This is a genomic window from Janthinobacterium sp. PSRC1-1 (assembly GCF_049897525.1).
Taxonomy (GTDB): domain Bacteria; phylum Pseudomonadota; class Gammaproteobacteria; order Burkholderiales; family Burkholderiaceae_D; genus Janthinobacterium; species Janthinobacterium tructae.
This window is the reverse complement of the sequence record NZ_JAFCWK010000024.1, coordinates 1-21,091: the sequence shown is the minus strand read 5'-3', so window position 1 is coordinate 21,091 and position 21,091 is coordinate 1. Positions and strand designations below refer to the sequence as shown.

Below are 21,091 nucleotides of genomic sequence, written 5' to 3'. Positions count from 1 at the left end.
CTGATGACCATAGCAAGTTGGTCCCACCCCTTCCCATCCCGAACAGGACCGTGAAACAACTTTGCGCCGATGATAGTGCTGCAACCAGTGTGAAAGTAGGTTATCGTCAGGCTTGTTATATAAAAAAACCCCGCTAGGTGCGGGGTTTTTTTTCGTCTGCAGCGTTCATGGGATCAGATGCCCCAGGTAATGCTTTCACCTTCTGCCTTGGCCGAGCGCAGCATCTCCATCAAGGGATAGGCGCGCTGCGAAAAATGCACCTTTTGCGCGCGCGCATGGGTGCCCGTTTCGCCGTCTTCCAGCGTTTCCGGCGTATGGACATCGTGCTCGATGTCATTTTCCGGATGCAATTTGCTTTCCGCGACTTCTTTTTCCAGCAAGGCCAGGGCATCTCCTGCTTCCGTTGGCGTAATGACGCCGCGCGTGGGGTTCTTGTGCAGGATGTCGAGGATACGCTGGGCATGTTCCTGGTACATCAGCACTTCAGGGGAGGATTTGGATTTGAATGAGATCAACATAGGGGCTTTCTGAGACTTGTTGTTAGTGTCGAAACAATATCACGACTTGACATATCGCACAGTCCGTCCGATTGCGCGAATTGCACATTTGCGCGCCGGATATCGCCATCTGTTGGACAACCCACGTATTTACAAGGGCGGCTGTTCCAGGCAGCTACCTGTTTAAGCGATCGCTAAGTCTCAATCCAGTTTCACTGAGTCCATGAAGGTGTCGATGGTGTCACGCGACAGCTTGCGTTCTTCACCGAGAATGATGATCTGGAAGATGTGCTTGTCCTGTGCCACAAAACGTCCGACCAGCACCACAGGCTTGCCTTGCTGCGTGCCGCTGGCCTCGATGCTGAGCGAACTGCGCTGATGTATTCCGGCAGCAGTGCTGCTGGCTGCCGATGCGGATTTTTCGCTGCGCACAGTGCCGTTGATATTTTTCAACAGGGCGGTCTGCATGGCGGGCAGGGCCGCTTGCGCCTGTTCTGCGTTGTCGAGCACGGCGCTGCCGATGGCGAAGGTAGCGCCATCAACCTCGCTCGCCGTCATGGTCAGGTTGACTTTCTTGCCATCGAGATCGATCTCGCGCGTCAGCACGGCCGGCTTGCCTGGAAACAGGGCCGTGAACTGGGCGTCGGGGCTGCGATAGTCGCGCCAGTCGAATTTCGGACTGCAGGCGGACAGGACGCTGGCGGCCGCGAGCGTAGCCAGGAAGAGGGCAAGTGATGGTTTTTTCATCAGCAGATGGTAGCAGTGCCGCGAATCACGCGCAATCGCGCACGTGTGGCGTTCATTGCTCTCCTTACATTTCACGCAGTACGCGCCGGTACTGGATCGCTTCGGCAACGTGCGCTTGCATGATACCGGGGCTGCCCGCCAGATCCGCGATGCTGCGCGCCACGCGCAGTACCCGGTGGTAGGTGCGTGCCGACCAGTGCAGGCGCGCCATGGCGCCATGCAGCAACTGTTCGCCATGTGGCTCCAGGCGACAATGCTGCTCGATTTCCGTGCTGCTCAGGCGCTGGTTCGCTTTCCCCTGGCGTGCCAGCTGCAGGGCAAAGGCTGCCGCTACCCGCGTGGCGATGGCCTGCGTGCTTTCGCCGGGGCCTGCGTGCCGCCCCAGCGCCGCCGGCGGCATGGCGGCCACTTCGATCTGCAGGTCGATACGGTCGAGCAGCGGGCCGGACAGGCGACTGTGATAGCGCAGCACGGCGTCCGGCGTACAGCGGCAACGGCCGGAAGCATGCCCCAGGTAGCCGCACGGGCAGGGATTCATGGCGGCGATCAACTGAAAGCGGGCAGGAAACTCCGCCTGGCGGGCCGCACGCGAAATGCTGATGACCCCCGATTCCATGGGCTGGCGCAAGACATCGAGGACCCGGCGCTGGAATTCGGCGATTTCATCGAGAAACAATACACCGCAGTGTGCCAGCGAGATTTCTCCCGGGCGCGGCACGTTGCCGCCGCCCACCAGGGCCACGCCGGACGCCGTCTGGTGCGGGGCACGATAGGGACGGCGTTTCCAGTGTTCCACCTTGAAGTGGCCGCCCAGCGAATGCACGGCGGCCGATTCCAGTGCCTCTGCATCGCTCATGGGTGGCAGCACGCCGGGAAACCGGCTGGCCAGCATGGTCTTGCCCGCACCAGGCGGCCCCACCATCAGCACGTTGTGGCCGCCCGCAGCCGCCACCTCCAGCGCGCGTCGCGCCTGCTGCTGCCCCTGCACATCGGCAAAGTCGGGATACGCAAAAGCGTGCGCTGCCAGCACGGGCTGATGGCGTTGCAGGGCCATCTGGCTGGCTGGCGCGGCAAAATGCGCGCAGACCTCGAGCAGGCTGTGGGCGGGATAGATGCAGGCATCGCTGACCAGCGCCGCCTCGTCCGCGTTCACTTGCGGCAGGATGAAGGCGCGTGGTGTGCCCGATTGGCTGCGCTGCATGGCAAACGTCATGGCCAGCGCACCGCGGATGGGGCGTAGCTGGCCCGACAGTGACAGTTCGCCCGCGAATTCATAGTGGTGTAATTGGTTGCCCGGCAACTGGCCGGAGGCGGCCAGGATGCCCAGTGCGATGGGCAAGTCGAAGCGGCCCGATTCCTTGGGCAGGTCCGCCGGCGCCAGATTGGCCGTGATGCGCCGCGCCGGCATTTCAAAGCCGCAGTTTTGCAGCGCGGCGCGGACGCGGTCGCGCGATTCCTTCACTTCCGTATCCGGCAGGCCGACTATCGTAAACGAGGGCAAGCCATTGGCAAGGTGGACTTCGACACTTACCTCGGGCGCCTCCATGCCAGCCAGGGCGCGGCTTTTCAGGACGGCCAGACTCATCAGACTCCCCTGTGGCGCGAGCGCGGTCAGGATCAGTCTAGCGCTTGAAGCGCTGTCAGGCTTGAGCTATGCCAGCAAGGTCGCGTATAACGCGACCTTGCTGGCGGTACGTTATGCCTTTGGGTCGTTCAGGCGCGTTTCCAGTTCGATCAGGCGCAATTCCAGTGCATCGAGCTTGGCGCGGGTCTTGGCCAGCACTTGCGCCTGGATATCGAATTCCTCGCGCGTGACGAGATCGAGACGGGCGAAGCCCTGGGTCATCATCGATTTCACGTTTTTCTCGATATCCTTGGCCGGCGAGTTCTCGATGGCTTGGTGAATCTTGCCTTGCAAGTCGTTAAAGAAGGTATTCATGTCCATGGTCAGTCCTTTTATGGTGCGGCATGTGCATCGCACCATTGCGGTGCACAGCGGTGTTAATCTGGTGCGGAAATAGGCAAATCCACAATGCTTCAGCAGTCCATTTCCGCATGCCCAGGGGCTTGCAGGGTATGTATGGACGGAAATCCCCCTGTCAAGGTGGCTGAGAGCTGGCACGTATTCTGCTAAAGAAGGGATGAACGCTTTGTGATCTCCAGCCAAGATTTTAAACCTCAACCGCTTTAAAAGTTCAATAAAAGGGAATCGCCATGAAGAATCTGTCCAAGAACATGACTTTAGTAGCCGCGTTGACGCTGGCCATGACCGCCGTGTGCGGTAGCGCCATGGCCCAGGATGCAGTGGCAGCGCCTGCTGCGGCCGAAGCCGTACCTGATAACGTGGTGAGCTACAACGTGGCGCTGACCAGCGACTATCGTTACCGTGGCGTGTCGCAAAGCCGTCTCGATCCTGCCATCAGCGGCGGCGCCGACTATACCCACAATCCGACGGGTCTGTACGTGGGCACCTGGCTGTCGAGCATCAAATGGATCAAGGATGGCGGCGGCGATACCAACCTGGAATGGGATGTCTACGGCGGCAAGCGTGGCGAGATCAGCAAGGATTTCACCTATGACGTGGGCGGCCTGTATTACTTCTATCCCTCGAATGGGCTGAGCACCAATGCCAACACTTTCGAGCTGTACGGCCAGCTTGGCTATGGCCCTGCCTATATCAAGTACTCGCACTCGACGACCAATCTGTTTGGTGTCGCCGACAGCAAGAACAGCGGCTACCTCGATGTGGGCGCGAATATCGATATGTACGAAGGTTATCTGCTGAACCTGCATGTGGGCCGCCAGAAGGTCGCGCATAACGATGCCCTCAGCTACACCGACTACAAGCTGGGTATCACCAAGGATTTCGGCATGGCAACAGTCGCCCTGGCTTACGTCAAAGCCAACATCACGTCGCTGGCACCGAATGGCAAGAACCTGGCGAAATCCGGTCTCGTGCTGACCGTGTCCAAAACCTTTTAAGCGAGACTGCCATGAAAATGATTACCGCAATCATTAAACCGTTCAAACTGGACGAAGTGCGTGAAGCCTTGTCGGCTATCAATGTGCAAGGCATTACCGTCACCGAAGTCAAAGGCTTCGGCCGCCAGAAAGGTCACACGGAACTCTACCGTGGGGCCGAGTATGTCGTCGATTTCTTGCCAAAAACCAAGATTGAAGCGGCCGTCGATGACGCCATTGTCGACCAGGCCATCGAAGCGATCGAAGGTGCCGCGCGTACCGGTAAAATCGGCGATGGCAAGATTTTCGTTTACAACCTGGAACAGGTCATCCGCATCCGTACCGGTGAAACCGGCAACGAAGCGCTCTAAGGGGAATATTGATGCATAAAAATATAACAAAATTGCTCGCCGGGATAGCCTGCCTGTGTGCGTTTGGCGTCGCCACGCCGAGCTTTGCCGATGCGCCCGCCAAGACGGAGGCGGCCACGACTACGGCCGTTGCCGCCCCCGCCGTGACGCCCGTGCCTGATGCCGCGCCCGCTGCCGCCGCACCGGCCCCGGCCCCGGCCGCTGCCGCGCCAGCGGCCGCGCCCGTCGCCAACAAGGGCGATACCAGCTTCATGATGATCAGCACCTTGCTGGTGATTTTGATGACCATCCCCGGCCTGGCCCTGTTCTACGGCGGCCTGGTGCGCTCGAAGAACATGCTGTCGGTGCTGATGCAGGTGTTCATGGTGTTCGCGCTGGTCATCGTGCTGTGGTGCATCTACGGCTACTCGATTGCCTTCACGGAAAAAACCGCCTTCTTCGGTGGCTTCGACCGCCTGTTCCTGAACGGTATCTGGGATCCGGCCAAGGGCACGTTTGCCGCCGCCGCCACCTTCAGCAAGGGCGTCGTCATTCCCGAGTTCGTCTTCGTGGCTTTCCAGGGCACGTTTGCCGCCATCACCTGCGCGCTGATCGTCGGCGCCTTTGCCGAGCGCGCCAAGTTTGCCGCCGTGCTGGCCTTCGTCGTGCTGTGGTTCACGTTCGCCTACCTGCCAGCGGCCCACATGGTGTGGTTCTGGACCGGCCCTGACCTGATCACCAATGCCGCCACCTCGGCCAGCGAAGCCTTGAAGGCTGGCTGGATCTGGCAAAAAGGCGCGCTGGACTTCGCCGGCGGCACCGTGGTGCACATCAACGCCGCCGTCGCCGGCCTGGTGGGCGCCATCATGATCGGCAAGCGCGTCGGCTACGGCCGCGAATCGATGGCGCCGCACTCGCTGACGATGACCATGATCGGCGCATCCTTGCTGTGGGTGGGCTGGTTCGGTTTCAATGCCGGTTCGTCGCTGGAAGCGGGCGACGTGGCGGCCCTGGCCTTCGTCAACACCTTGCTGGCCACTGCCGCCGCCACCCTGTCGTGGGTATTTGGCGAGTGGATCAGCAAAGGCAAGCCATCGATGCTCGGTGGCGCATCGGGCGCCGTGGCCGGCCTGGTGGCGATCACCCCGGCGGCCGGCTTTGTCGGTCCGATGGGCGGCCTGGTCATCGGCTTGCTGGCCGGTGTCGTCTGCCTGTGGGGCGTGAATGGTCTGAAACGCCTGATCGGCGCCGATGATTCGCTCGACGTGTTCGGCGTGCATGGCGTGGGCGGCATCCTCGGTGCCTTGCTGACGGGCGTGTTTGCTGCACCACAACTGGGCGGTCAAGGCATCTTCGACTATGTCACCAACAAGATGTCGGCGGATCCGTACTCGATCGGCCATCAGGTGTGGGTGCAGGCGCAAGCGGTCGGCACCACCATCCTCTGGTCGGCCATCGTCTCCGTCATCGCCTATAAACTGGTCGACATCGTCATCGGCCTGCGCGTACCGGAAGAAGAAGAGCGCGAAGGCCTCGATATCACCAGCCACGGCGAGCAGGCGTATCATGGCTAAATAGTCATTATCTGGCATGCCAGCGCCCCGGCGCGGCATGTCCGGCTGGAAAAGGCGCCTCATCGAGGTGCCTTTTTTTCGTTGTGGGAATGGAAAAGGTCTTTAAAACAAGGGTTTTGCCCCGATTTGGGGTACTTACACGGTAATATAGTCGGCAGTTCTGTGTGCTTTTTTGAATACTGCACATAATTTAAGGATGTAACTATGGTTCCCCATCTCGTCACGGCCCTGACCGGACCGCTGCTCGACCTCGAAAAAAAGATTCTGGCCGCGACGCCGGCCATTGAGCGCTGGTTTCGCATGGAGTGGCAAGAACATACGCCGCCCTTCTATTGCTCGGTAGACTTGCGTAACGCGGGTTACAAGCTGGCGCCCGTCGATACCAATCTGTTCCCTGGCGGTTTTCATAACTTGGCCACGGAAATGCTGCCCCTGTCCGTGCAGGCGGCCATGGCCGCCATCGACAAGTATTGTCCGGACGCCCGCAACCTGCTGATGGTGCCGGAATTGCACAACACCACGCCGCAATACCTGCAAAACGTGGCGCGATTGATGCAGATCTTCCGCCAGACCGGCTTGCACGTGCGCCTGGGCTCGTGGTCGCCCGAGATCACCCAGCCGACGCCATTGGCGTTGCCAGATGGCAACATGCTCGTCATCGAGCCGCTCGTGCGCCTGAACAACGGCCGCCGCCTGGGCTTGAAGGATTTCGATCCGTGCACGATTCTGCTGAATAACGACTTGTCGGACGGTATCCCCGACATCTTGCAAAATATTCATGAACAAAGCCTGCTGCCGCCGCTGCACGCGGGCTGGGCCTTGCGCCGCAAGAGCAACCACTACACGGCCTACGATGAAGTGGTGAAAAAATTCGGCAAGATGATCGATGTCGATCCGTGGATGCTCAACCCCTTCCACGCCAAGTGCAGCGACGTCAACTTCCAGGAAGGCGAGGGCGAAGATGCGCTGGCCGCCAGCGTCGATGTGCTGTTGGCCAAGATCCGCAAGAAATACAAGGAATACGGCATCAAGGAAAAGCCGTTTGTCATCGTCAAGCCCGATGCGGGCACGTATGGCACGGGCATCATGACGGTGCGCGACGCCAGCGAAGTACGCGACTTGTCGCGCAAGCAGCGCGAAAAAATGTCGATCGTCAAGGATGGCCAGCTGGTAACCGACGTCATCATCCAGGAAGGCGTGCCGACTTTCGAAAGCATCAAGGATGCCGTGGCCGAGCCCGTCGTCTACATGATCGACCGCTACGTGGTGGGCGGCTTCTATCGCGTGCACGCGGAAAAGGGCGTGGACCAGAACCTGAACGCGCCCGGTTCGCAGTACGTGCCGCTGGCGTTTGCCCAGCAGCATGCCGTGCCGGACTTGAAGGCCAAGCCGGGCACGGCCGCGCCGAACCGCTTCTATGTGTATGGCGTGGTGGCGCGCCTGGCCTTGCTGGCCGCGTCGCTGGAAATGGAGCGCACGGACCCGAATCCCGAGGTGTATTGATCCCTCCCTGCAGCTTGCCGGGCGCGGTGACTACCGCGCCTGGCGATCTCGGCTAGAATCAAGCATTCCTTATCCAGGCTCCCCGATTGGACGCACCATGAAAATTGCATTCCTTGCCGACCCGCTGGCAGGCTTCAAGACTTACAAAGATTCCACCTTCGCCATGATGCGCGAGGCGGCAAAACGCGGCCACGCCGTGTACGCCTTCGAGCAGAAGGACATGGCGCTGGAAGAGGGCATCGTCACGGCGCGGGTAAAACACATCGAGCTGACCGGTGAAGAACACGACTGGTACAAGGTGGTTTCCACCGAGGAAGTACGTTTGTCGGCCCTGGACGCCATCATCGAGCGCAAGGATCCGCCGTTCGACATGGAATACGTGTATGGCACGTATCTGCTGGAACTGGCGGAAAAGCAGGGCGCCTGCGTCTTCAACAAGCCGTCCGCCATCCGCGACAACAATGAAAAGCTGGCCATTGCCCAGTTTTCCGAATTCACCTCGCCGACCCTGGTAACGTCGGATGAGGCGCGCCTGCGCGCCTTCCACGCCAAGCACCAAGACGTCATCTTCAAGCCGCTCGACGGCATGGGCGGCACGGGCATCTTCCGCGTCAAGGCCGATGGCCTGAACCTGGGCGCCATCATCGAGACCTTGAGCGAGAACGGCGCGCAAACCATCATGGCGCAGCGTTTTATTGCCGACATCGTCAAGGGCGACAAGCGCATCCTCGTCATCGGCGGCAAGCCGGTGCCGTTTTCGCTGGCGCGCATCCCGCAAGCGGGGGAAGTGCGCGGCAACCTGGCCGCCGGCGGCACGGGCGTGGCACAGCCATTGACGGCGCGCGACCTGGAAATCGCTGAAAAACTGGGCCCGATCCTGGCCGCGCGCGGCCTGATGCTGGTAGGATTGGATGTGATTGGCGACTATCTGACGGAAGTCAATGTCACCAGCCCGACCTGCTTCCAGGAAATCATGCAGCAGACGGGTTTTGATGTCGCTGCCATGTTTGTCGACGCCGTCGAGCATGGCGTTGCGCAAGCGCAGCAGCATCAGAAGGTGAAATGACTATGGTAGGGATTTTGCTCATGACACATGCACCGCTGGGACAGGCCTTCATCGCCGCCTGCGCGCATGTGTTTCGTGGGCCAACGGAACGGTTTGAAGCCATCGACGTCGTCGCCGACCAGGACCTGGCGGAGGTGCAGAAGCTGGCATCGGAAGCCATCTGCCGCCTCGACGACGGCTCCGGCGTGCTGGTGATTACCGACGTGAAGGGCGGCACGCCGTCGAACTGCTGCAACAAGCTGGCCGATGCGGGGCGGGTGGAAGTGATCGCCGGCATCAGCCTGCCGATGCTGCTGCGCGCCATCACGTATCGCCGCGACACGCTCGACGTGGTGGTGGAGATGGCGCTGGCCGGCGCGCAAAGCGGCGCCGTGCGCGTCGATAACCGCATCCGCGTAGGCGAATAGGGAAGTGCAAGGCCGCCGCCCTGAAGGCGGCGGGTTTTATAGGCCAAGATTGTCATCAGCGTAGTGCATTCAGGGATAGAGACCATACAAAAATGATTCAAAAAGAACTCGAAATCATCAACAAGCTGGGACTGCACGCACGCGCCTCCGCCAAATTTACCCAGCTCGCCGCCAAGTTCAAGAGCGACGTCTGGCTGACCCGTAACGCGCGCCGCATCAACGCCAAGTCCATCATGGGCGTGATGATGCTGGCCGCTGGCAAGGGCGCGAAAGTGACCCTGGAAGCCGAGGGCGATGATGAGCAGGCATGTGTCGATGCCCTCACCGCCCTGATTAATGACAGGTTTGGCGAAGGCGAGTAATGCCCGCCGAACGTAGCCGCAGCCGCATTCCGACAGGTCACCCCATGGCATCTTTCACGCTCCACGGCATCCCGGTCTCCCGCGGCATCGCCATTGGCCGCGCGCATCTGCTGGCGCCGGCCGCCCTTGACGTCAAACATTACCTGGTCGCCCAGGAACAGATCGAAGCCGAAGTCCAGCGTCTGCAAAACGCCATCGCCGCCGTCCACAAGGAGCTGCAAACCCTGTGGAACGAACTGCCGAAAGACGCGCCCACCGAACTGGGCGCGTTCATCGACGTCCATGCGCTGATCCTGTCGGACCCGCTGATCGCCGAAGCGCCGCTCGACATCATCCGTTCGCGCCATTACAACGCCGAATGGGCGCTGCTGACGCAAATCGATGAATTATCGGCGCAGTTCGACGAAATCGAAGACCCGTATTTGCGCGAGCGCAAGGCCGATATCCAGCAAGTGGCAGAGCGCGTGCTGAAGGTCTTGCTGGGCACGGAACAGCTGCTGCCCAAGGCGGCCACCGCCGATGAGCTGGTGGCGCAGATGATCGTCGTCGCCCACGATATTTCTCCGGCCGACATGCTGCAATTTCGCGACCGCTCCTTCATCGGCTTCATCACCGACGTGGGCGGGCAGAACTCGCACACGGCCATCGTCGCGCGCAGCCTGGATATCCCGGCCGCCGTCGGCATGTCGCAGGCGTCGATGCTGATCGAGCAGGACGACTGGCTGATCATCGACGGCGACGCCGGCGTGGTCATCGCCAACCCCAGCGCGCTGGTGCTGGAGCAGTACCGCGAGCGCCAGGTGGCCATGCAGCGCGCGCGCAAGAAGCTGGGCAAGCTGAAAAAGACGCCGGCCGTCACCAAATGCGGCACACCCATCACCCTGCTGGCGAATATCGAACTGCCCGAGGATTGCGCGTTTGCGCTGGAGTCCGGCGCCAGCGGCGTGGGCCTGTTCCGCTCCGAATTCCTGTTCATGGGCCGCGCCCACAAGATTCCCACCGAGGATGAGCAGTTCGAGGCGTACCGCAACACGGTGCAGTCGATGAAGGGCCGCGTGGTGACCATCCGCACGCTCGATATCGGCGCCGACAAGCCGCTCGACCAGTCCGATCATACGGCCTTGAACCCCGCCCTGGGCCTGCGCGCCATCCGTTACTGCCTGGCCGAGCCGCAACTGTTCCTGACGCAGCTGCGCGCCATTTTGCGCGCCTCGGCCTTCGGCAAGGTGCGCATCCTGATCCCCATGCTGGCGCATGCGTTCGAGATCGACCAGTCGCTGGCCATGATCGCGCAAGCGAAGGCCAGCCTGCGCGAGGACGGCGTCAAGTTCGACGATGCCGTCGAAGTGGGCGCCATGATCGAAATTCCCGCCGCCGCGCTGGCCCTGCCCATGTTCGTCAAGCGCATGGATTTCCTGTCGATCGGCACGAATGACCTGATCCAGTACACCCTGGCCATCGACCGCGTCGATTACGAAGTGGCGCATTTGTACAATCCGCTGCATCCGGCTGTGCTGCAGCTGATCTCGATGACGATCGCCGCCGGCCACAAGGCGGGCATCGACGTGGCCGTGTGCGGCGAGATGGCGGGCGACGTGAAGCTCACGCGCTTGCTGCTGGGCATGGGACTGCGCGAGTTTTCCATGCATCCGGCCCAGCTGTTAGCGGTCAAGCAAGAGATCCTCAACAGCGACCTGGGCCTGATCGCACCACAAATGCGCAAAATTATGCGTTCCATGGAACCAAATGTGATCGCGGAAGCCGTGCAACAGTTGCAGCTCATGTAAACTGTCACCGTATCAGCATCAGGACACGTCGCGCGCGGCAAGAGGTGTCCTGATGCGACAGTTGCAGCACCTATCATCGCGGTGCCGCATCGACCATGGCCCGTGGGGCCACCCCCTTTTATAAACCGACACACATGTCATCCATTGGAATCGTTTCGCCGCAAACCATGTATTTTGCGCAACCCCTGCAGCTGCAAAGCGGAGCATCGCTGCGCGACTACATGTTGATGTATGAAACCTACGGCACCCTGAACGCCGACAAATCGAACGCGGTGCTGGTCTGCCACGCCCTGAACGCCTCGCACCACGTGGCCGGCGTCTACGCGGATGAACCGAAAAGCACGGGCTGGTGGGACAATATGGTGGGACCGGGCAAGCCGCTCGACACCAATAAATTCTTCGTCATCGGCGTCAACAACCTGGGCTCCTGCTTCGGCTCGACGGGTCCCATGCACACCAATCCGGCCACCGGCAAGCCGTATGGCGCCTCTTTCCCCGTCGTCACCGTGGAAGACTGGGTCAGCGCGCAGGCGCGCCTGGCCGATGAACTGGGCATCGCCCAGTTCGCCGCCGTGATGGGGGGATCGCTGGGCGGCATGCAGGCGCTGGCGTGGAGCATCATGTTCCCCGAGCGGCTGCGTCACTGCGTGGTGATCGCCTCGACGGCCAAGCTGTCGGCGCAAAATATCGCCTTCAACGACGTGGCGCGCCAGGCCATCCTGTCCGACCCCGATTACCATGGCGGCGATTTTTATGCGCATGGCGTGGTGCCGAAGAACGGCTTGCGCGTGGCGCGCATGGTGGGCCACATCACGTATCTGTCGAATGACGACATGGCCGAGAAATTCGGCCGCAAGCTGCGCGACGCGGCGCAGACGGGCGACTACAAATTCGGCTTCGGCATCGACTTCGAGATCGAATCGTATCTGCGCTACCAGGGCGACAAGTTCTCCGAGTACTTCGACGCGAACACCTACCTGCTCATTACCAAGGCGCTCGATTACTTCGACCCGGCGCGCGCGCATGGCGGCGACCTGGCCAAGGCCCTGTCGGGCACCAAGGCCAAGTTCTTCCTCGCCTCGTTTTCCACCGACTGGCGCTTCTCGCCCGAGCGCAGCCGCGAAATCGTCGAAGCGCTGGTGTGCAATCGCCGCCAGGTCACCTATGCGGAAATCGACGCGCCGCACGGCCACGACGCCTTCCTGCTGGAAGATGCGCGCTACATGAACATGGTGCGCGCCTATTATGGCCAGGTTTGGCACGACATCGGGACGGGCTTGCCCGTTCCTGCACCGCATACCGCCGTCCGCCAGGGCGCCAAGGAGACCGCATGACTTTTGACGAATTGAGCGCGCTGCGCCCCGACCTGGCCTTCATCGCCCACTGGGTGCCGAACAACGCGCACGTGCTGGACGTGGGCTGCGGCGAAGGCGTGATGCTGCAGTACCTGCAAAGCGACAAGGAGTGCAGCGGCTATGGCATCGAGATCGCCGACGACAAGGTGCTGGCCAGCACCCTGCGCGGTGTCAACGTGATCCAGCAGGATATGGAAAAGGGCCTGGCCATCTTTGGCGACAACAGTTTTGATACGGTGCTGTGCCTGTCGTCGCTGCAGATGATGAAGCAGGTCGAGCCGCTGCTGCGCGACATCGTGCGCGTGGGCGCCGAGGCCATCGTCTCGTTCCCCAACTTCGCCTACTGGCCGCACCGCGTGGCGCTGCTGAAAGGGCGCATGCCCGTGTCGAAATCGCTGCCCTACCAGTGGTACGACACGCCCAACGTGCGCTGCGCCACCATCAACGACTTTCGCGAGCTGGCCGAGGAATGCGGCCTGGAAGTGATCGAATGCGTGGCCCTGGCCGAAGGCAAGATGGTCTCCGTGCTGCCCAACCTGCGCGGCGACCTGGCCGTTTTCCGCCTGCGTAAAAAAGCGGTGCATTGATGAGCACAAGCCCGGCGCCAGGCTGGCGTTCCTATGCCAATGGCCGCATGCTGGCCGTGCTGGTGCTGGGCTTCAGTTCCGGCCTGCCCCTGTTCATCCTGCTGTACCTGCTGCAGGCATGGCTGGCCAAGTCGGGACTGAACGTCAAGGCGCTGGGGCTGTTCGCCCTGGTGCAGTTCCCGTACATCTGGAAATTCCTGTGGGCGCCCCTGATGGACCGCTACCGCATCCTGGGACTGGGGCGCCGGCGCGGCTGGATGGCATTGACGCAGGTGGCGCTGTTTTTTGCCATCGGCGCCATGGGCATGCTCGACCCGCTCACGCAGATCGGCCTGATCGCGGCGGCCGCCGGCGGCGTCGCCTTTCTGTCGGCCAGCCAGGACATCGTCATCGACGCCTACCGGCGCGAAATCCTGGACGATAACGAGCAGGGCCTGGGCGCCGCCGTCATCGTCAACGCGTACAAGGTGGCGGGCATGGTGCCGGGCGCGCTGTCGCTGATCCTGGCCGACCGCATGCCGTGGCAGCCCGTCTTCTGGATCACGGCTGCCTTCATGCTGCCTGGCCTCGTGTGCACCTTGCTGATCAGGGAGCCCACCGTCTACGGCTCGCCGCCGAAGACCATGCGCGAAGCGATCATCCTGCCGTTCCAGGAATTCATCGCGCGCGATGGTTGGCGTAACGCAATGTGGATCCTGGCCTTCGTATTACTCTACAAAATCGGCGACAGCATGGCCACGGCGCTGGCGACGAAGTTCTATCTCGACCTGGGCTTTTCCATGACGCAGATCGGCCTGGCCGCCAACACCACGGGTTTCTGGGCCAGCCTGGCCGGCGGCGTGGTGGGCGGCGTGTGGATGCTCAAGCTGGGCATCAACCGGGGCCTGTGGGTGTTCGGCGCGCTGCAGGCGATTGCCATCCTGGGATTCGCCTGGCTGGCACAGGTGGGGCCGAACACCATGCTATTGAGCGCCGTGATCGGTTTTGAAGCCTTTGCCAGCCTGGGCCTGGGTGCGGCCGCCTTTGTCGCGTTCCTGTCGCGCACCACGGACCCGCGCTACACAGCCACGCAATATGCCTTGTTTTCCAGCCTGAGCGCCGTACCGCGCACCCTGATCAATGCCTCGGTGGGCTTTCTGGTCGCGGAACTGGGCTGGTTTTCGTTTTTCATCGTGTGCTTCTTCCTGGCCTTCCCGGCCATGATGATGCTGCCTAAAATCGCTCCATGGAGGTCTGCCAATGGCACCAATATCCCTTAAACGTTACGCCGTCCTGGCCAGCCTGTGCGCGGCCACCGCCCTGGCCCCCCTGTCCACCCACGCCCAGCAGGCGACGATGCAAGATGGCATCAAGGTGCGGCCCTTGTCGACCTCGCGCATCTTTGCCGGCGGCGCCGATTTCAATGCAGAATCGAAGCAGCAATATACGCAGCTGGTCAACGAAGCGAAGGAAAAAAATGCGCTGGTGCCCGACAACGATCCGCAAGTGAAACGCCTGCGCGCCATCGCCCAGCGCATCATCCCGTTCGCCACGCGCTGGAACGAGGCGGCGGCCAACTGGAACTGGCAGGTCAACCTGCTCAACTCGGACGAGGTCAACGCCTTTTGCATGCCGGGCGGGCAGATCGCTTTTTACAGCGGCATCATCACCAAGCTCAATTTGACCGACGATGAAGTGGCCATCGTCATGGGGCATGAAATTTCGCACGCGCTGCGCGAACACTCGCAGGCGCAGGCCGGCAAGGGCAACCTGGCCGCCGTCGGCGCCAAGCTGGCCGGCGCCGGGCTGTCAGCCTGGCTCGGCGTCGATCCGACCATCACCAGTACCGCCACGAATATGGCGGCGCAGGGCGTGATGCTGAAGTTCTCGCGCGACGATGAACGCGAGGCAGATTTGATCGGCATGGACCTGGCCGCACGCGCCGGCTTCGATCCGCGTGCCGGCGTGATTCTGTGGCAGAAAATGGCGGCAGTCAGCAAGGGCGCGCCGCCGGAATTTCTCTCGACCCACCCGTCTGGCAAGGACCGCATCTCGCAGATGAACAGCCACATGGCGCAAGTGCTGCCCTTGTACGCGCGCAGCAAGGGCGTCAGCGTGGATGCCTTGCCGCCGTACCGCAGCACCGCCATCGCGCAGCGCTAGGATGTTGAAGCATCACGCCGCCGCACCCTTGCCCATGCGCGACGGCGTGGCGCCCAGCTATCTGTGGTTGCCGGAAGGGCAGTGGCCGGACATGCTGTCGTTTCTGCTCGAGCGCTATCCGCAGATCAGCGCCGCGCAATGGCTGGATCGCATGGCGCGCGGCGAAGTGCTCAATGGCGATGGCGCCGTGCTCGGCCCCGACAGCGCATACCGGCGCGGCATGCGCATTTTTTACTACCGCGAGCTGGAACACGAAACGCCGATCCCCTTCCAGGAAGAGATCCTGTTCCAGGACGAACACCTGGTGGTGGTCGACAAGCCGCACTTCTTGCCCATGACGCCGGCCGGGCGCTTCGTGCAGGAGACCCTGCTGACGCGCCTGAAGAAAAGCCTGGGCTGCGCCGAGCTGACGCCGATCCATCGCCTCGACCGCGAGACGGCTGGCGTGGTGATTTTTTCGCGCCAGGTAGCCAGCCGTGGCGCCTACCAGACGCTGTTCCAGCGCCGCGAAGTGCGCAAGATGTATGAGGCGCTGGCGCCGCACCTGGCTGGCCGCGATTTTCCGTTCACGTATCGCAGCCGCATGGTCGAGGGCGAGCAGTTCTTCCTCATGCGCGAGGAGGCGGGCGAGCCGAATTCGGAAACCGTCATCGACGTGATCGAACGGCGTGGCGAGGTGAACCTGTACCGGCTGTACCCGCACACAGGGCGCAAGCACCAGCTGCGCGTGCACCTGGCGGCACTCGGCATACCCATCGTCAACGACGCGTTTTACCCGCTGGCCCAGCCGTGCAAGGAAGACGACATGTCGCACCCGCTGCAGCTGCTGGCGCGCGCCATCGATTTCACGGACCCGTTGACGGGGGAGCCGCGCCGTTTTGAGAGCCGGCGCAGCCTGTAGCGGTGCTTACGCCTTGATGGTGTAATCGATGATCAACGGCGCGTGGTCGGAAAAACGCTCGTCCTTGTAGACGCTGACCGTATGCGCCTGGGCCGCGATGCCGGGCGTGGCGACGTGGTAGTCGATGCGCCAGCCCACGTTCTTCGCGTAGGCTTGTCCGCGGTTGCTCCACCACGTGTACTGGTCTTCGCGCTTGTCCAGGCCGCGGTGCACGTCGACAAAGCCCACCTCGTCAAAGACGCGCGTCAGCCACGCACGTTCCTCGGGCAGGAAGCCGGAATTCTTCTTGTTGCCCTTCCAGTTTTTCAGGTCGATTTCATGGTGGGCGATATTCCAGTCGCCGCAGATGACCACTTCGCGGCCCAGCGCCTTCAATGCCAGCAGGTGCGGCAGGAACAGTTCCATGAAGCGGAACTTGGCTTCCTGGCGTTCCGGTCCGGACGAACCGGAGGGGCAGTACACGGAAATGACGGACAGGTTGCCAAAATCACAGCGCACGTAGCGGCCTTCGGCATCGAATTCGGGGCTGCCGAAGCCGATATGCACGGCGTCCGGTTCCACCTTGCTGTACACGCCCGTGCCGGAGTAACCCTTTTTCTCGGCATAGTGGAAATGGCCATGGTAGCCGTGCGGGTTGAGGAATTCCGGCGTCATGTCGGGCAGCTGCGCCTTCAATTCCTGCACGCAGATGAAATCGGCCGTCTGCGTGCCCATCCAGTTGAAAAAGCCTTTTTTGGCGGCGGAACGGATGCCGTTCAGATTGGCGGAGATAATTTTTGGCATAGATTGAGAGTGAAAAGGGCGCTGGACGGGGCCGGCGGGCGCGGCACGGCGATTGTCTCGCCGCTGCGCGCGGATTAAAATACAGGCACTTTTAAAAAATGAGGCTAATGTGAATAATTTACGCCAGCAGTTTATCGCGTTTTCAGTATCCAAGGGCGTCTTGCGGTTCGGCGAGTTCACCACCAAGGCCGGACGCCAGTCGCCTTACTTCTTCAATGCGGGCCTGTTCCATGACGGCGCCACCCTGGCCGAGCTGGCGCAGTTCTACGCGCAGACCCTGCTCGACTCGGGCGTTCAATTCGACATGCTGTTCGGCCCCGCCTACAAGGGCATCACCCTGGCGTCGGCCACCGCCGTGGCGCTGGCCGGCAAGGGCCGCAACACCTCGTTCGCCTTCAACCGCAAGGAAGCCAAGGACCATGGCGAAGGCGGCACCATCGTCGGCGCCAAGTTGCATGGCAAAGTCGTCATCATTGACGATGTGATCTCGGCCGGCACCTCGGTGCGCGAATCGGTGGACATGATCCGCGCCGCCGGCGCCGAGCCTTGCGCCGTGCTGATCGCCCTGGACCGCATGGAGCGTTCGGGCCCGGACGGCCAGCTGTCGCCAAGTTCGGCGGTGCAGGAAGTGTCGAAACAATATGGCATTCCCGTCATCTCGATCGGCAACCTGGATGACTTGTTCGGCTACCTGAATGGCGCCGGCGCCGATCCGGAACTGCTGCAATATAAGGATGCCGTTTCCGCGTATCGCGCCAAGTATGGCATTTAAGTAGTCCTCTCCAGCAGCGCCCGCAACCGCGGGTCGCTGCAGGCGGCGCCGGCTTGCGGATGGCATTGCAACAGCCGCCGCAACAGCGCGCCGCCGATGCCGCGCCGGCGGAACGGCGGTTTCACGAACAGCATGTTCACCGTCACTCCATCCGCGCACTTGCTGATATCGAGCATGGCCACCTGCTGGCCGTCGATCCACGCGCACAGCGCGCTGTCCCCTTGCCAATCGATGTGCATCACGCCAGCCATGGTGTGAGCGCCGCATGCAGGCCGAGGGCGAACAGGCCGGCAAAAAAGCACCGTTTGAATATTGCTTGCGCGATGCGCCCGCGCAGCCATTGACCGGCCAGCATGCCGGCCAGCGCCGGCAACAGCGCATACGCGGAGGCGCCGGCCGCACCGAGGCTGAAGTCGCCGTGCAGGGCCAGGCTGGCCGCCAGCGCCACGGTCGACACGGTAAACGCCAGGCCCAGCGCCTGTATCAGGGCGTCGCGCGCCAGGCCCAGTCCCTGCAGATACGGCACGGCGGGGATCACGAACACGCCCGTGGCGGCCGTCACCAGTCCCGTCGCCGCGCCCGCCACGGGGCCCAGCCACGCTTCGTGCCGTGCCGGCACGCGCAGCTGCAGCGAGAACAATCCCGCCAGCGCATACAGCATCAGCGCCACGCCCAGCGCGACGACGGCCCAGGCGCCGCTGTCGGCCGGCAGCAACGCGCCGCCGGCCAAGGTACCGGCCATGACTGCCGCCAGCATGGGCCACAAACGCCGCAGCAGGGCGCGCAGGCCGGGGCCGGCCGCCAGCTGCCACACGTTCGTCACCAGCGACGGCACGATCAAGAGGGCCGCCGCCTGCACGGGCGGCATGACGAGGCTGAGCGTGCCCATGGCTACCGTTGGCAAGCCCAGTCCGACTACGCCCTTGACGAAGCCAGCGACGAGGAAGCTGGCGCCGACGGCCAGCAGGAATGAGGTCTCCATTTTTCTGTTCCACAGTGAATTGCGTGGATTCTGCGCGCGCTGGGCGGTTTCGCCAAGGTGGATTATTTTGAGTCAGCCTAAGGAATAGCCGAAGGCTGATAAGATGGCGGAAAGGAGAGCCGCCATGCGCTTTGATCTGGTCGATTTGCAGCTGTTTGTCAACGTGGTGGAGGCGGGCAGCCTGACGGCGGGCGCCGCGCGCAGCCATCTCGCATTGGCTTCGAGCAGTGCGCGCGTGCGCGGCATGGAAGAGATGCTGGGCATGCCGCTGCTGCTGCGCGGGCGGCGCGGCGTGGAGCCGACACCGGTAGGGCAGACCCTGCTGCATCACGCGCGCCTCGTGTTGCTGCAAATGGAGAAAATGCGCGGTGAGCTCGGCGAATTTGCGCGCGGTTTGAAAGGGCAGTTGCGCCTGCTGTGCAATACGGCCGCGCTCAGCGAATTCTTGCCCGAAGCGCTCGGCGCTTTTCTCGACCGCCATCCGAATCTGACCATCGACCTGGAAGAGCGCCTCAGTTACGATATCGTCAAGGCCGTCTCGGAAGGGCTGGCCGACATGGGCATCGTGTCCGACTCGGTCGACATGCGCGGCTTGCAGACGTTTCTGTTCCGCCCCGACCGGCTGGTGGTCATCGCCGCGGCCGACGGCGTGCATCACCGCGCGCTCGGCCAGGATGGCGTCGTCGCGTTCTCCACGCTGCTCGATCACGATTTCATCGGCCTGGCCGACGACAGCGCGATGCAGCAGTACCTCGGCATGCACGCGGCGCGCCTGGGCCGTCCGTTGAAGGTGCGCGTGCGCCTGCGCAGCTTCGATGCCGTGTGCCGCATGGTGGCCAGCGGCGTGGGCATCAGCGTGGTGCCGCTGGCGGCGGCTAGCCGCTGCCAGCAGACGATGGCGCTGCGCTGCCTGGAGTTATCCGATCCCTGGTCGGTACGCAATCTGACGATCTGCGTGCGCCAGTTCAGTGAATTACCCCTGTATGCGCGCCATTTGATCGATCATCTGAAAGCGTGACAGGGCATGACAGGAGCAGCGATGCGTTTTTCAGAAGACAAGATGGCCAGCCTGCTATGCAGCGACCAGGTCGAACGGCCGATCCACATCTGGCAACCGGAGCACCCACGCGCCGTGATCCTGGCGATCCACGGCGGCATGGCGCACGCGGGCGACTATGTCACGCCGGCGCTATACTTTCGCCAGCATGGCATCGCCACCGTCAGCTTCGACATGGTGGGCCACGATGGCAAGCGCAAGGTCGATATCCCCTCGTTCGAGGCCTTCCTCGACGACGAGGAATTGTTCCTCGCCTGGGTCAAGCAGGCATATCCCGGCGTGCCGATCTTCGTCATGGGTCATTCCATGGGCGGCCTGATCGCCACGCACCTGGGATTGCGGCGTTTCGCGGGCGACCCGGCGATCAAAGGCTTCATCATCTCATCGCCGTATTACGTGAATGCGATTCCCGTGCCGAAGGTGCTGCAGATGTTGTCCGGCTGGCTGGCGCGGCGCTTCCCGACGATGAAGGTACCGCTGGGGAATCTGACCATGCTGCTGACGCACGACCAGACCATCACCGCGCGCCATTTCCAGGATGAGCGCGACGGCATCCGTGCCAGTGCGGCGTCGGTGCGCTTCGCCCATGCCTTGACGTCGGCGCAAAAGGAACTGGCGGGCGGCTTGTCGGACTGGCGCTTCCCCCTGTTCGCCGTGGTGGCCGGCGACGACAAGCTGGCCGACAGCCGCGCCACGGAAAGCCTGCTGCGCAGCGTGCCCGATGGCCTGCTCGACTACCATTTTTATCCGGCCAATTATCACGAGAACTTCAATGAGCTGAACCGTGACGTGATCTTTGCCGCGATCCTGGCCTGGATCGAGAAGCTGCTGGCACCCGTGCCGGCATGAAGCGCCAGTATCGCTATAATCGGTTTAACTGAATTGACCGCCGGTGCATGCCGGCCCGGTCCCCGCGGCACAGGGGAATACTCAAGGAACGAACGATGCGCTTGCTGATTGCCCTGTTACTCCCATGGCTGACCTTTTTCACCATTGGACGCCCCATTGCCGGCATCATTTGCCTGATCCTGCAAATTACCGTGATCGGCTGGCTGCCAGCGACGATCTGGGCCGTATATGCGCTGAGCCAGTACAAGACGGACCAGAAGATCGCCGAGGCCATGCGCCGGCGCTAAGAGCCACCCCTTTAAAGGTGTGTCGTCACAGATGAGATAAAAAACTGCACTCTTTGTAGCAAACATCATCTAACTGGGACAGGAGGACACTGCCATGATGATGAATGCTGTGGTATCGCACT

At 62.1% G+C, this 21,091-nt stretch carries 24 protein-coding genes and 1 rRNA gene; 18 read left to right on the top strand and 7 right to left on the bottom strand.

All coding sequences use genetic code 11. The annotated features are described in order from the left end of the window. A 5S ribosomal RNA gene (gene rrf / locus ACP7DW_RS28365) occupies nucleotides 1-112 on the top strand. Between the two features lie 61 nt (nucleotides 113-173). Here the strand turns inward: rrf and ACP7DW_RS28360 are convergent. From ACP7DW_RS28360 to ACP7DW_RS28345, 4 genes are all read right to left on the bottom strand, one after another. Further along, nucleotides 174-518 (bottom strand): DUF1840 domain-containing protein, encoded by a 345-nt coding sequence (locus ACP7DW_RS28360; protein WP_426057714.1) that lies wholly within the window; start codon nucleotides 516-518, stop codon nucleotides 174-176. A 180-nt stretch (nucleotides 519-698) separates the two neighbouring features. Continuing rightward, on the bottom strand, nucleotides 699-1,244 hold the full coding sequence (locus tag ACP7DW_RS28355) for a hypothetical protein (RefSeq protein ID WP_426057715.1): 546 nt from the start codon (nucleotides 1,242-1,244) through the stop codon (nucleotides 699-701). A 64-nt stretch (nucleotides 1,245-1,308) separates the two neighbouring features. Continuing rightward, nucleotides 1,309-2,829, bottom strand: a complete 1,521-nt coding sequence (locus ACP7DW_RS28350) for a YifB family Mg chelatase-like AAA ATPase (RefSeq protein WP_426057716.1) — start codon at nucleotides 2,827-2,829, stop codon at nucleotides 1,309-1,311. 111 nt (nucleotides 2,830-2,940) lie between these two features. Beyond that, on the bottom strand, nucleotides 2,941-3,189 hold the full coding sequence (locus tag ACP7DW_RS28345; protein WP_035824443.1) for an accessory factor UbiK family protein: 249 nt from the start codon (nucleotides 3,187-3,189) through the stop codon (nucleotides 2,941-2,943). Between the two features lie 269 nt (nucleotides 3,190-3,458). Here ACP7DW_RS28345 and ACP7DW_RS28340 point away from each other — a divergent pair, with 269 nt between their 5' ends. The 13 genes from ACP7DW_RS28340 to ACP7DW_RS28280 all read left to right on the top strand — a co-directional run bounded on the left by ACP7DW_RS28340 (nucleotide 3,459) and on the right by ACP7DW_RS28280 (nucleotide 16,239). Then, nucleotides 3,459-4,226, top strand: coding sequence for a TorF family putative porin (locus ACP7DW_RS28340; RefSeq protein ID WP_426057717.1), 768 nt, complete (start codon nucleotides 3,459-3,461; stop codon nucleotides 4,224-4,226). Between the two features lie 11 nt (nucleotides 4,227-4,237). Beyond that, complete coding sequence (locus ACP7DW_RS28335) at nucleotides 4,238-4,576, top strand: P-II family nitrogen regulator (protein WP_010393464.1); 339 nt, start codon at nucleotides 4,238-4,240, stop codon at nucleotides 4,574-4,576. An 11-nt stretch (nucleotides 4,577-4,587) separates the two neighbouring features. Next, nucleotides 4,588-6,129: an ammonium transporter gene (locus tag ACP7DW_RS28330; protein ID WP_426057718.1), complete on the top strand. Its 1,542-nt coding sequence runs from the start codon at nucleotides 4,588-4,590 to the stop codon at nucleotides 6,127-6,129. A 204-nt stretch (nucleotides 6,130-6,333) separates the two neighbouring features. Further along, complete coding sequence (gene gshA, locus ACP7DW_RS28325; protein ID WP_219134926.1) at nucleotides 6,334-7,632, top strand: glutamate--cysteine ligase; 1,299 nt, start codon at nucleotides 6,334-6,336, stop codon at nucleotides 7,630-7,632. Nucleotides 7,633-7,729: 97 nt separating this feature from the next. After that, nucleotides 7,730-8,698, top strand: coding sequence for a glutathione synthase (gene gshB, locus ACP7DW_RS28320; protein ID WP_426057719.1), 969 nt, complete (start codon nucleotides 7,730-7,732; stop codon nucleotides 8,696-8,698). 2 nt (nucleotides 8,699-8,700) lie between these two features. After that, entirely contained in the window at nucleotides 8,701-9,105 is a 405-nt protein-coding gene (locus ACP7DW_RS28315) for a PTS sugar transporter subunit IIA (RefSeq protein ID WP_029496035.1), read from the top strand. A 92-nt stretch (nucleotides 9,106-9,197) separates the two neighbouring features. Continuing rightward, a complete protein-coding gene (locus tag ACP7DW_RS28310; RefSeq protein ID WP_010393142.1) occupies nucleotides 9,198-9,467 on the top strand; it encodes an HPr family phosphocarrier protein in 270 nt (89 codons plus the stop codon). A 44-nt stretch (nucleotides 9,468-9,511) separates the two neighbouring features. Then, a complete protein-coding gene (ptsP, locus tag ACP7DW_RS28305) occupies nucleotides 9,512-11,254 on the top strand; it encodes a phosphoenolpyruvate--protein phosphotransferase (RefSeq protein WP_426057720.1) in 1,743 nt (580 codons plus the stop codon). 134 nt (nucleotides 11,255-11,388) lie between these two features. Continuing rightward, nucleotides 11,389-12,588 (top strand): homoserine O-succinyltransferase MetX, encoded by a 1,200-nt coding sequence (metX, locus tag ACP7DW_RS28300; RefSeq protein ID WP_426057721.1) that lies wholly within the window; start codon nucleotides 11,389-11,391, stop codon nucleotides 12,586-12,588. Next, complete coding sequence (gene metW / locus ACP7DW_RS28295; RefSeq protein WP_070222822.1) at nucleotides 12,585-13,196, top strand: methionine biosynthesis protein MetW; 612 nt, start codon at nucleotides 12,585-12,587, stop codon at nucleotides 13,194-13,196. The genes metX and metW overlap by 4 nt, the downstream gene beginning before the upstream one ends. Then, nucleotides 13,196-14,455 carry an AmpG family muropeptide MFS transporter gene (locus ACP7DW_RS28290; RefSeq protein WP_298403130.1) on the top strand — a complete coding sequence of 420 codons (1,260 nt, stop codon included), beginning with the start codon at nucleotides 13,196-13,198 and terminating at the stop codon, nucleotides 14,453-14,455. The genes metW and ACP7DW_RS28290 overlap by 1 nt, the downstream gene beginning before the upstream one ends. After that, the gene (locus ACP7DW_RS28285; protein WP_426057722.1) at nucleotides 14,436-15,338 is read left to right on the top strand and encodes a M48 family metallopeptidase; all 903 of its coding nucleotides are present in this window, start codon (nucleotides 14,436-14,438) and stop codon (nucleotides 15,336-15,338) included. The genes ACP7DW_RS28290 and ACP7DW_RS28285 overlap by 20 nt, the downstream gene beginning before the upstream one ends. A 1-nt stretch (nucleotide 15,339) precedes the next feature. Next, a complete protein-coding gene (locus tag ACP7DW_RS28280) occupies nucleotides 15,340-16,239 on the top strand; it encodes an RluA family pseudouridine synthase (protein ID WP_426057723.1) in 900 nt (299 codons plus the stop codon). Between the two features lie 6 nt (nucleotides 16,240-16,245). Here the strand turns inward: ACP7DW_RS28280 and ACP7DW_RS28275 are convergent, their stop codons facing one another. Further along, nucleotides 16,246-17,022: an exodeoxyribonuclease III gene (locus ACP7DW_RS28275; protein WP_219311942.1), complete on the bottom strand. Its 777-nt coding sequence runs from the start codon at nucleotides 17,020-17,022 to the stop codon at nucleotides 16,246-16,248. A gap of 109 nt (nucleotides 17,023-17,131) precedes the next feature. On the opposite strand from ACP7DW_RS28275, the gene pyrE reads away from it, so the two are divergent. Continuing rightward, on the top strand, nucleotides 17,132-17,794 hold the full coding sequence (gene pyrE / locus ACP7DW_RS28270) for an orotate phosphoribosyltransferase (protein WP_298403145.1): 663 nt from the start codon (nucleotides 17,132-17,134) through the stop codon (nucleotides 17,792-17,794). Here the strand turns inward: pyrE and ACP7DW_RS28265 are convergent. Beyond that, complete coding sequence (locus tag ACP7DW_RS28265) at nucleotides 17,791-18,033, bottom strand: GNAT family N-acetyltransferase (RefSeq protein ID WP_426057724.1); 243 nt, start codon at nucleotides 18,031-18,033, stop codon at nucleotides 17,791-17,793. The genes pyrE and ACP7DW_RS28265 overlap by 4 nt on opposite strands. Beyond that, complete coding sequence (locus tag ACP7DW_RS28260; RefSeq protein ID WP_426057725.1) at nucleotides 18,033-18,776, bottom strand: sulfite exporter TauE/SafE family protein; 744 nt, start codon at nucleotides 18,774-18,776, stop codon at nucleotides 18,033-18,035. Before ACP7DW_RS28260 ends, ACP7DW_RS28265 begins: the two co-directional genes overlap by 1 nt. Nucleotides 18,777-18,900: 124 nt before the next feature. On the opposite strand from ACP7DW_RS28260, the gene ACP7DW_RS28255 reads away from it, so the two are divergent. From ACP7DW_RS28255 to ACP7DW_RS28245, 3 genes are all read left to right on the top strand, one after another. Further along, nucleotides 18,901-19,794 (top strand): LysR substrate-binding domain-containing protein, encoded by an 894-nt coding sequence (locus ACP7DW_RS28255; RefSeq protein WP_426057726.1) that lies wholly within the window; start codon nucleotides 18,901-18,903, stop codon nucleotides 19,792-19,794. A gap of 21 nt (nucleotides 19,795-19,815) precedes the next feature. Next, entirely contained in the window at nucleotides 19,816-20,682 is an 867-nt protein-coding gene (locus ACP7DW_RS28250) for an alpha/beta fold hydrolase (RefSeq protein ID WP_426057727.1), read from the top strand. 95 nt (nucleotides 20,683-20,777) lie between these two features. Then, nucleotides 20,778-20,969 carry a YqaE/Pmp3 family membrane protein gene (locus ACP7DW_RS28245; RefSeq protein WP_298403158.1) on the top strand — a complete coding sequence of 64 codons (192 nt, stop codon included), beginning with the start codon at nucleotides 20,778-20,780 and terminating at the stop codon, nucleotides 20,967-20,969. Nucleotides 20,970-21,091: the final 122 nt, after the last annotated feature.

What these genes read in the sequence shown, in the direction of transcription:
- ACP7DW_RS28360 (WP_426057714.1), bottom strand. Translation starts at nt 518, where the DNA reads ATGTTGATCTCATTCAAATCCAAATCCTCCCCTGAAGTGCTGATGTAC.
- ACP7DW_RS28355 (WP_426057715.1), bottom strand. Translation starts at nt 1,244, where the DNA reads ATGAAAAAACCATCACTTGCCCTCTTCCTGGCTACGCTCGCGGCCGCC.
- ACP7DW_RS28350 (WP_426057716.1), bottom strand. Translation starts at nt 2,829, where the DNA reads ATGAGTCTGGCCGTCCTGAAAAGCCGCGCCCTGGCTGGCATGGAGGCG.
- ACP7DW_RS28345 (WP_035824443.1), bottom strand. Translation starts at nt 3,189, where the DNA reads ATGGACATGAATACCTTCTTTAACGACTTGCAAGGCAAGATTCACCAA.
- ACP7DW_RS28340 (WP_426057717.1), top strand. Translation starts at nt 3,459, where the DNA reads ATGAAGAATCTGTCCAAGAACATGACTTTAGTAGCCGCGTTGACGCTG.
- ACP7DW_RS28335 (WP_010393464.1), top strand. Translation starts at nt 4,238, where the DNA reads ATGAAAATGATTACCGCAATCATTAAACCGTTCAAACTGGACGAAGTG.
- ACP7DW_RS28330 (WP_426057718.1), top strand. Translation starts at nt 4,588, where the DNA reads ATGCATAAAAATATAACAAAATTGCTCGCCGGGATAGCCTGCCTGTGT.
- gshA (WP_219134926.1), top strand. Translation starts at nt 6,334, where the DNA reads ATGGTTCCCCATCTCGTCACGGCCCTGACCGGACCGCTGCTCGACCTC.
- gshB (WP_426057719.1), top strand. Translation starts at nt 7,730, where the DNA reads ATGAAAATTGCATTCCTTGCCGACCCGCTGGCAGGCTTCAAGACTTAC.
- ACP7DW_RS28315 (WP_029496035.1), top strand. Translation starts at nt 8,701, where the DNA reads ATGGTAGGGATTTTGCTCATGACACATGCACCGCTGGGACAGGCCTTC.
- ACP7DW_RS28310 (WP_010393142.1), top strand. Translation starts at nt 9,198, where the DNA reads ATGATTCAAAAAGAACTCGAAATCATCAACAAGCTGGGACTGCACGCA.
- ptsP (WP_426057720.1), top strand. Translation starts at nt 9,512, where the DNA reads ATGGCATCTTTCACGCTCCACGGCATCCCGGTCTCCCGCGGCATCGCC.
- metX (WP_426057721.1), top strand. Translation starts at nt 11,389, where the DNA reads ATGTCATCCATTGGAATCGTTTCGCCGCAAACCATGTATTTTGCGCAA.
- metW (WP_070222822.1), top strand. Translation starts at nt 12,585, where the DNA reads ATGACTTTTGACGAATTGAGCGCGCTGCGCCCCGACCTGGCCTTCATC.
- ACP7DW_RS28290 (WP_298403130.1), top strand. Translation starts at nt 13,196, where the DNA reads ATGAGCACAAGCCCGGCGCCAGGCTGGCGTTCCTATGCCAATGGCCGC.
- ACP7DW_RS28285 (WP_426057722.1), top strand. Translation starts at nt 14,436, where the DNA reads ATGGCACCAATATCCCTTAAACGTTACGCCGTCCTGGCCAGCCTGTGC.
- ACP7DW_RS28280 (WP_426057723.1), top strand. Translation starts at nt 15,340, where the DNA reads ATGTTGAAGCATCACGCCGCCGCACCCTTGCCCATGCGCGACGGCGTG.
- ACP7DW_RS28275 (WP_219311942.1), bottom strand. Translation starts at nt 17,022, where the DNA reads ATGCCAAAAATTATCTCCGCCAATCTGAACGGCATCCGTTCCGCCGCC.
- ACP7DW_RS28265 (WP_426057724.1), bottom strand. Translation starts at nt 18,033, where the DNA reads ATGCACATCGATTGGCAAGGGGACAGCGCGCTGTGCGCGTGGATCGAC.
- ACP7DW_RS28260 (WP_426057725.1), bottom strand. Translation starts at nt 18,776, where the DNA reads ATGGAGACCTCATTCCTGCTGGCCGTCGGCGCCAGCTTCCTCGTCGCT.
- ACP7DW_RS28255 (WP_426057726.1), top strand. Translation starts at nt 18,901, where the DNA reads ATGCGCTTTGATCTGGTCGATTTGCAGCTGTTTGTCAACGTGGTGGAG.
- ACP7DW_RS28250 (WP_426057727.1), top strand. Translation starts at nt 19,816, where the DNA reads ATGCGTTTTTCAGAAGACAAGATGGCCAGCCTGCTATGCAGCGACCAG.
- ACP7DW_RS28245 (WP_298403158.1), top strand. Translation starts at nt 20,778, where the DNA reads ATGCGCTTGCTGATTGCCCTGTTACTCCCATGGCTGACCTTTTTCACC.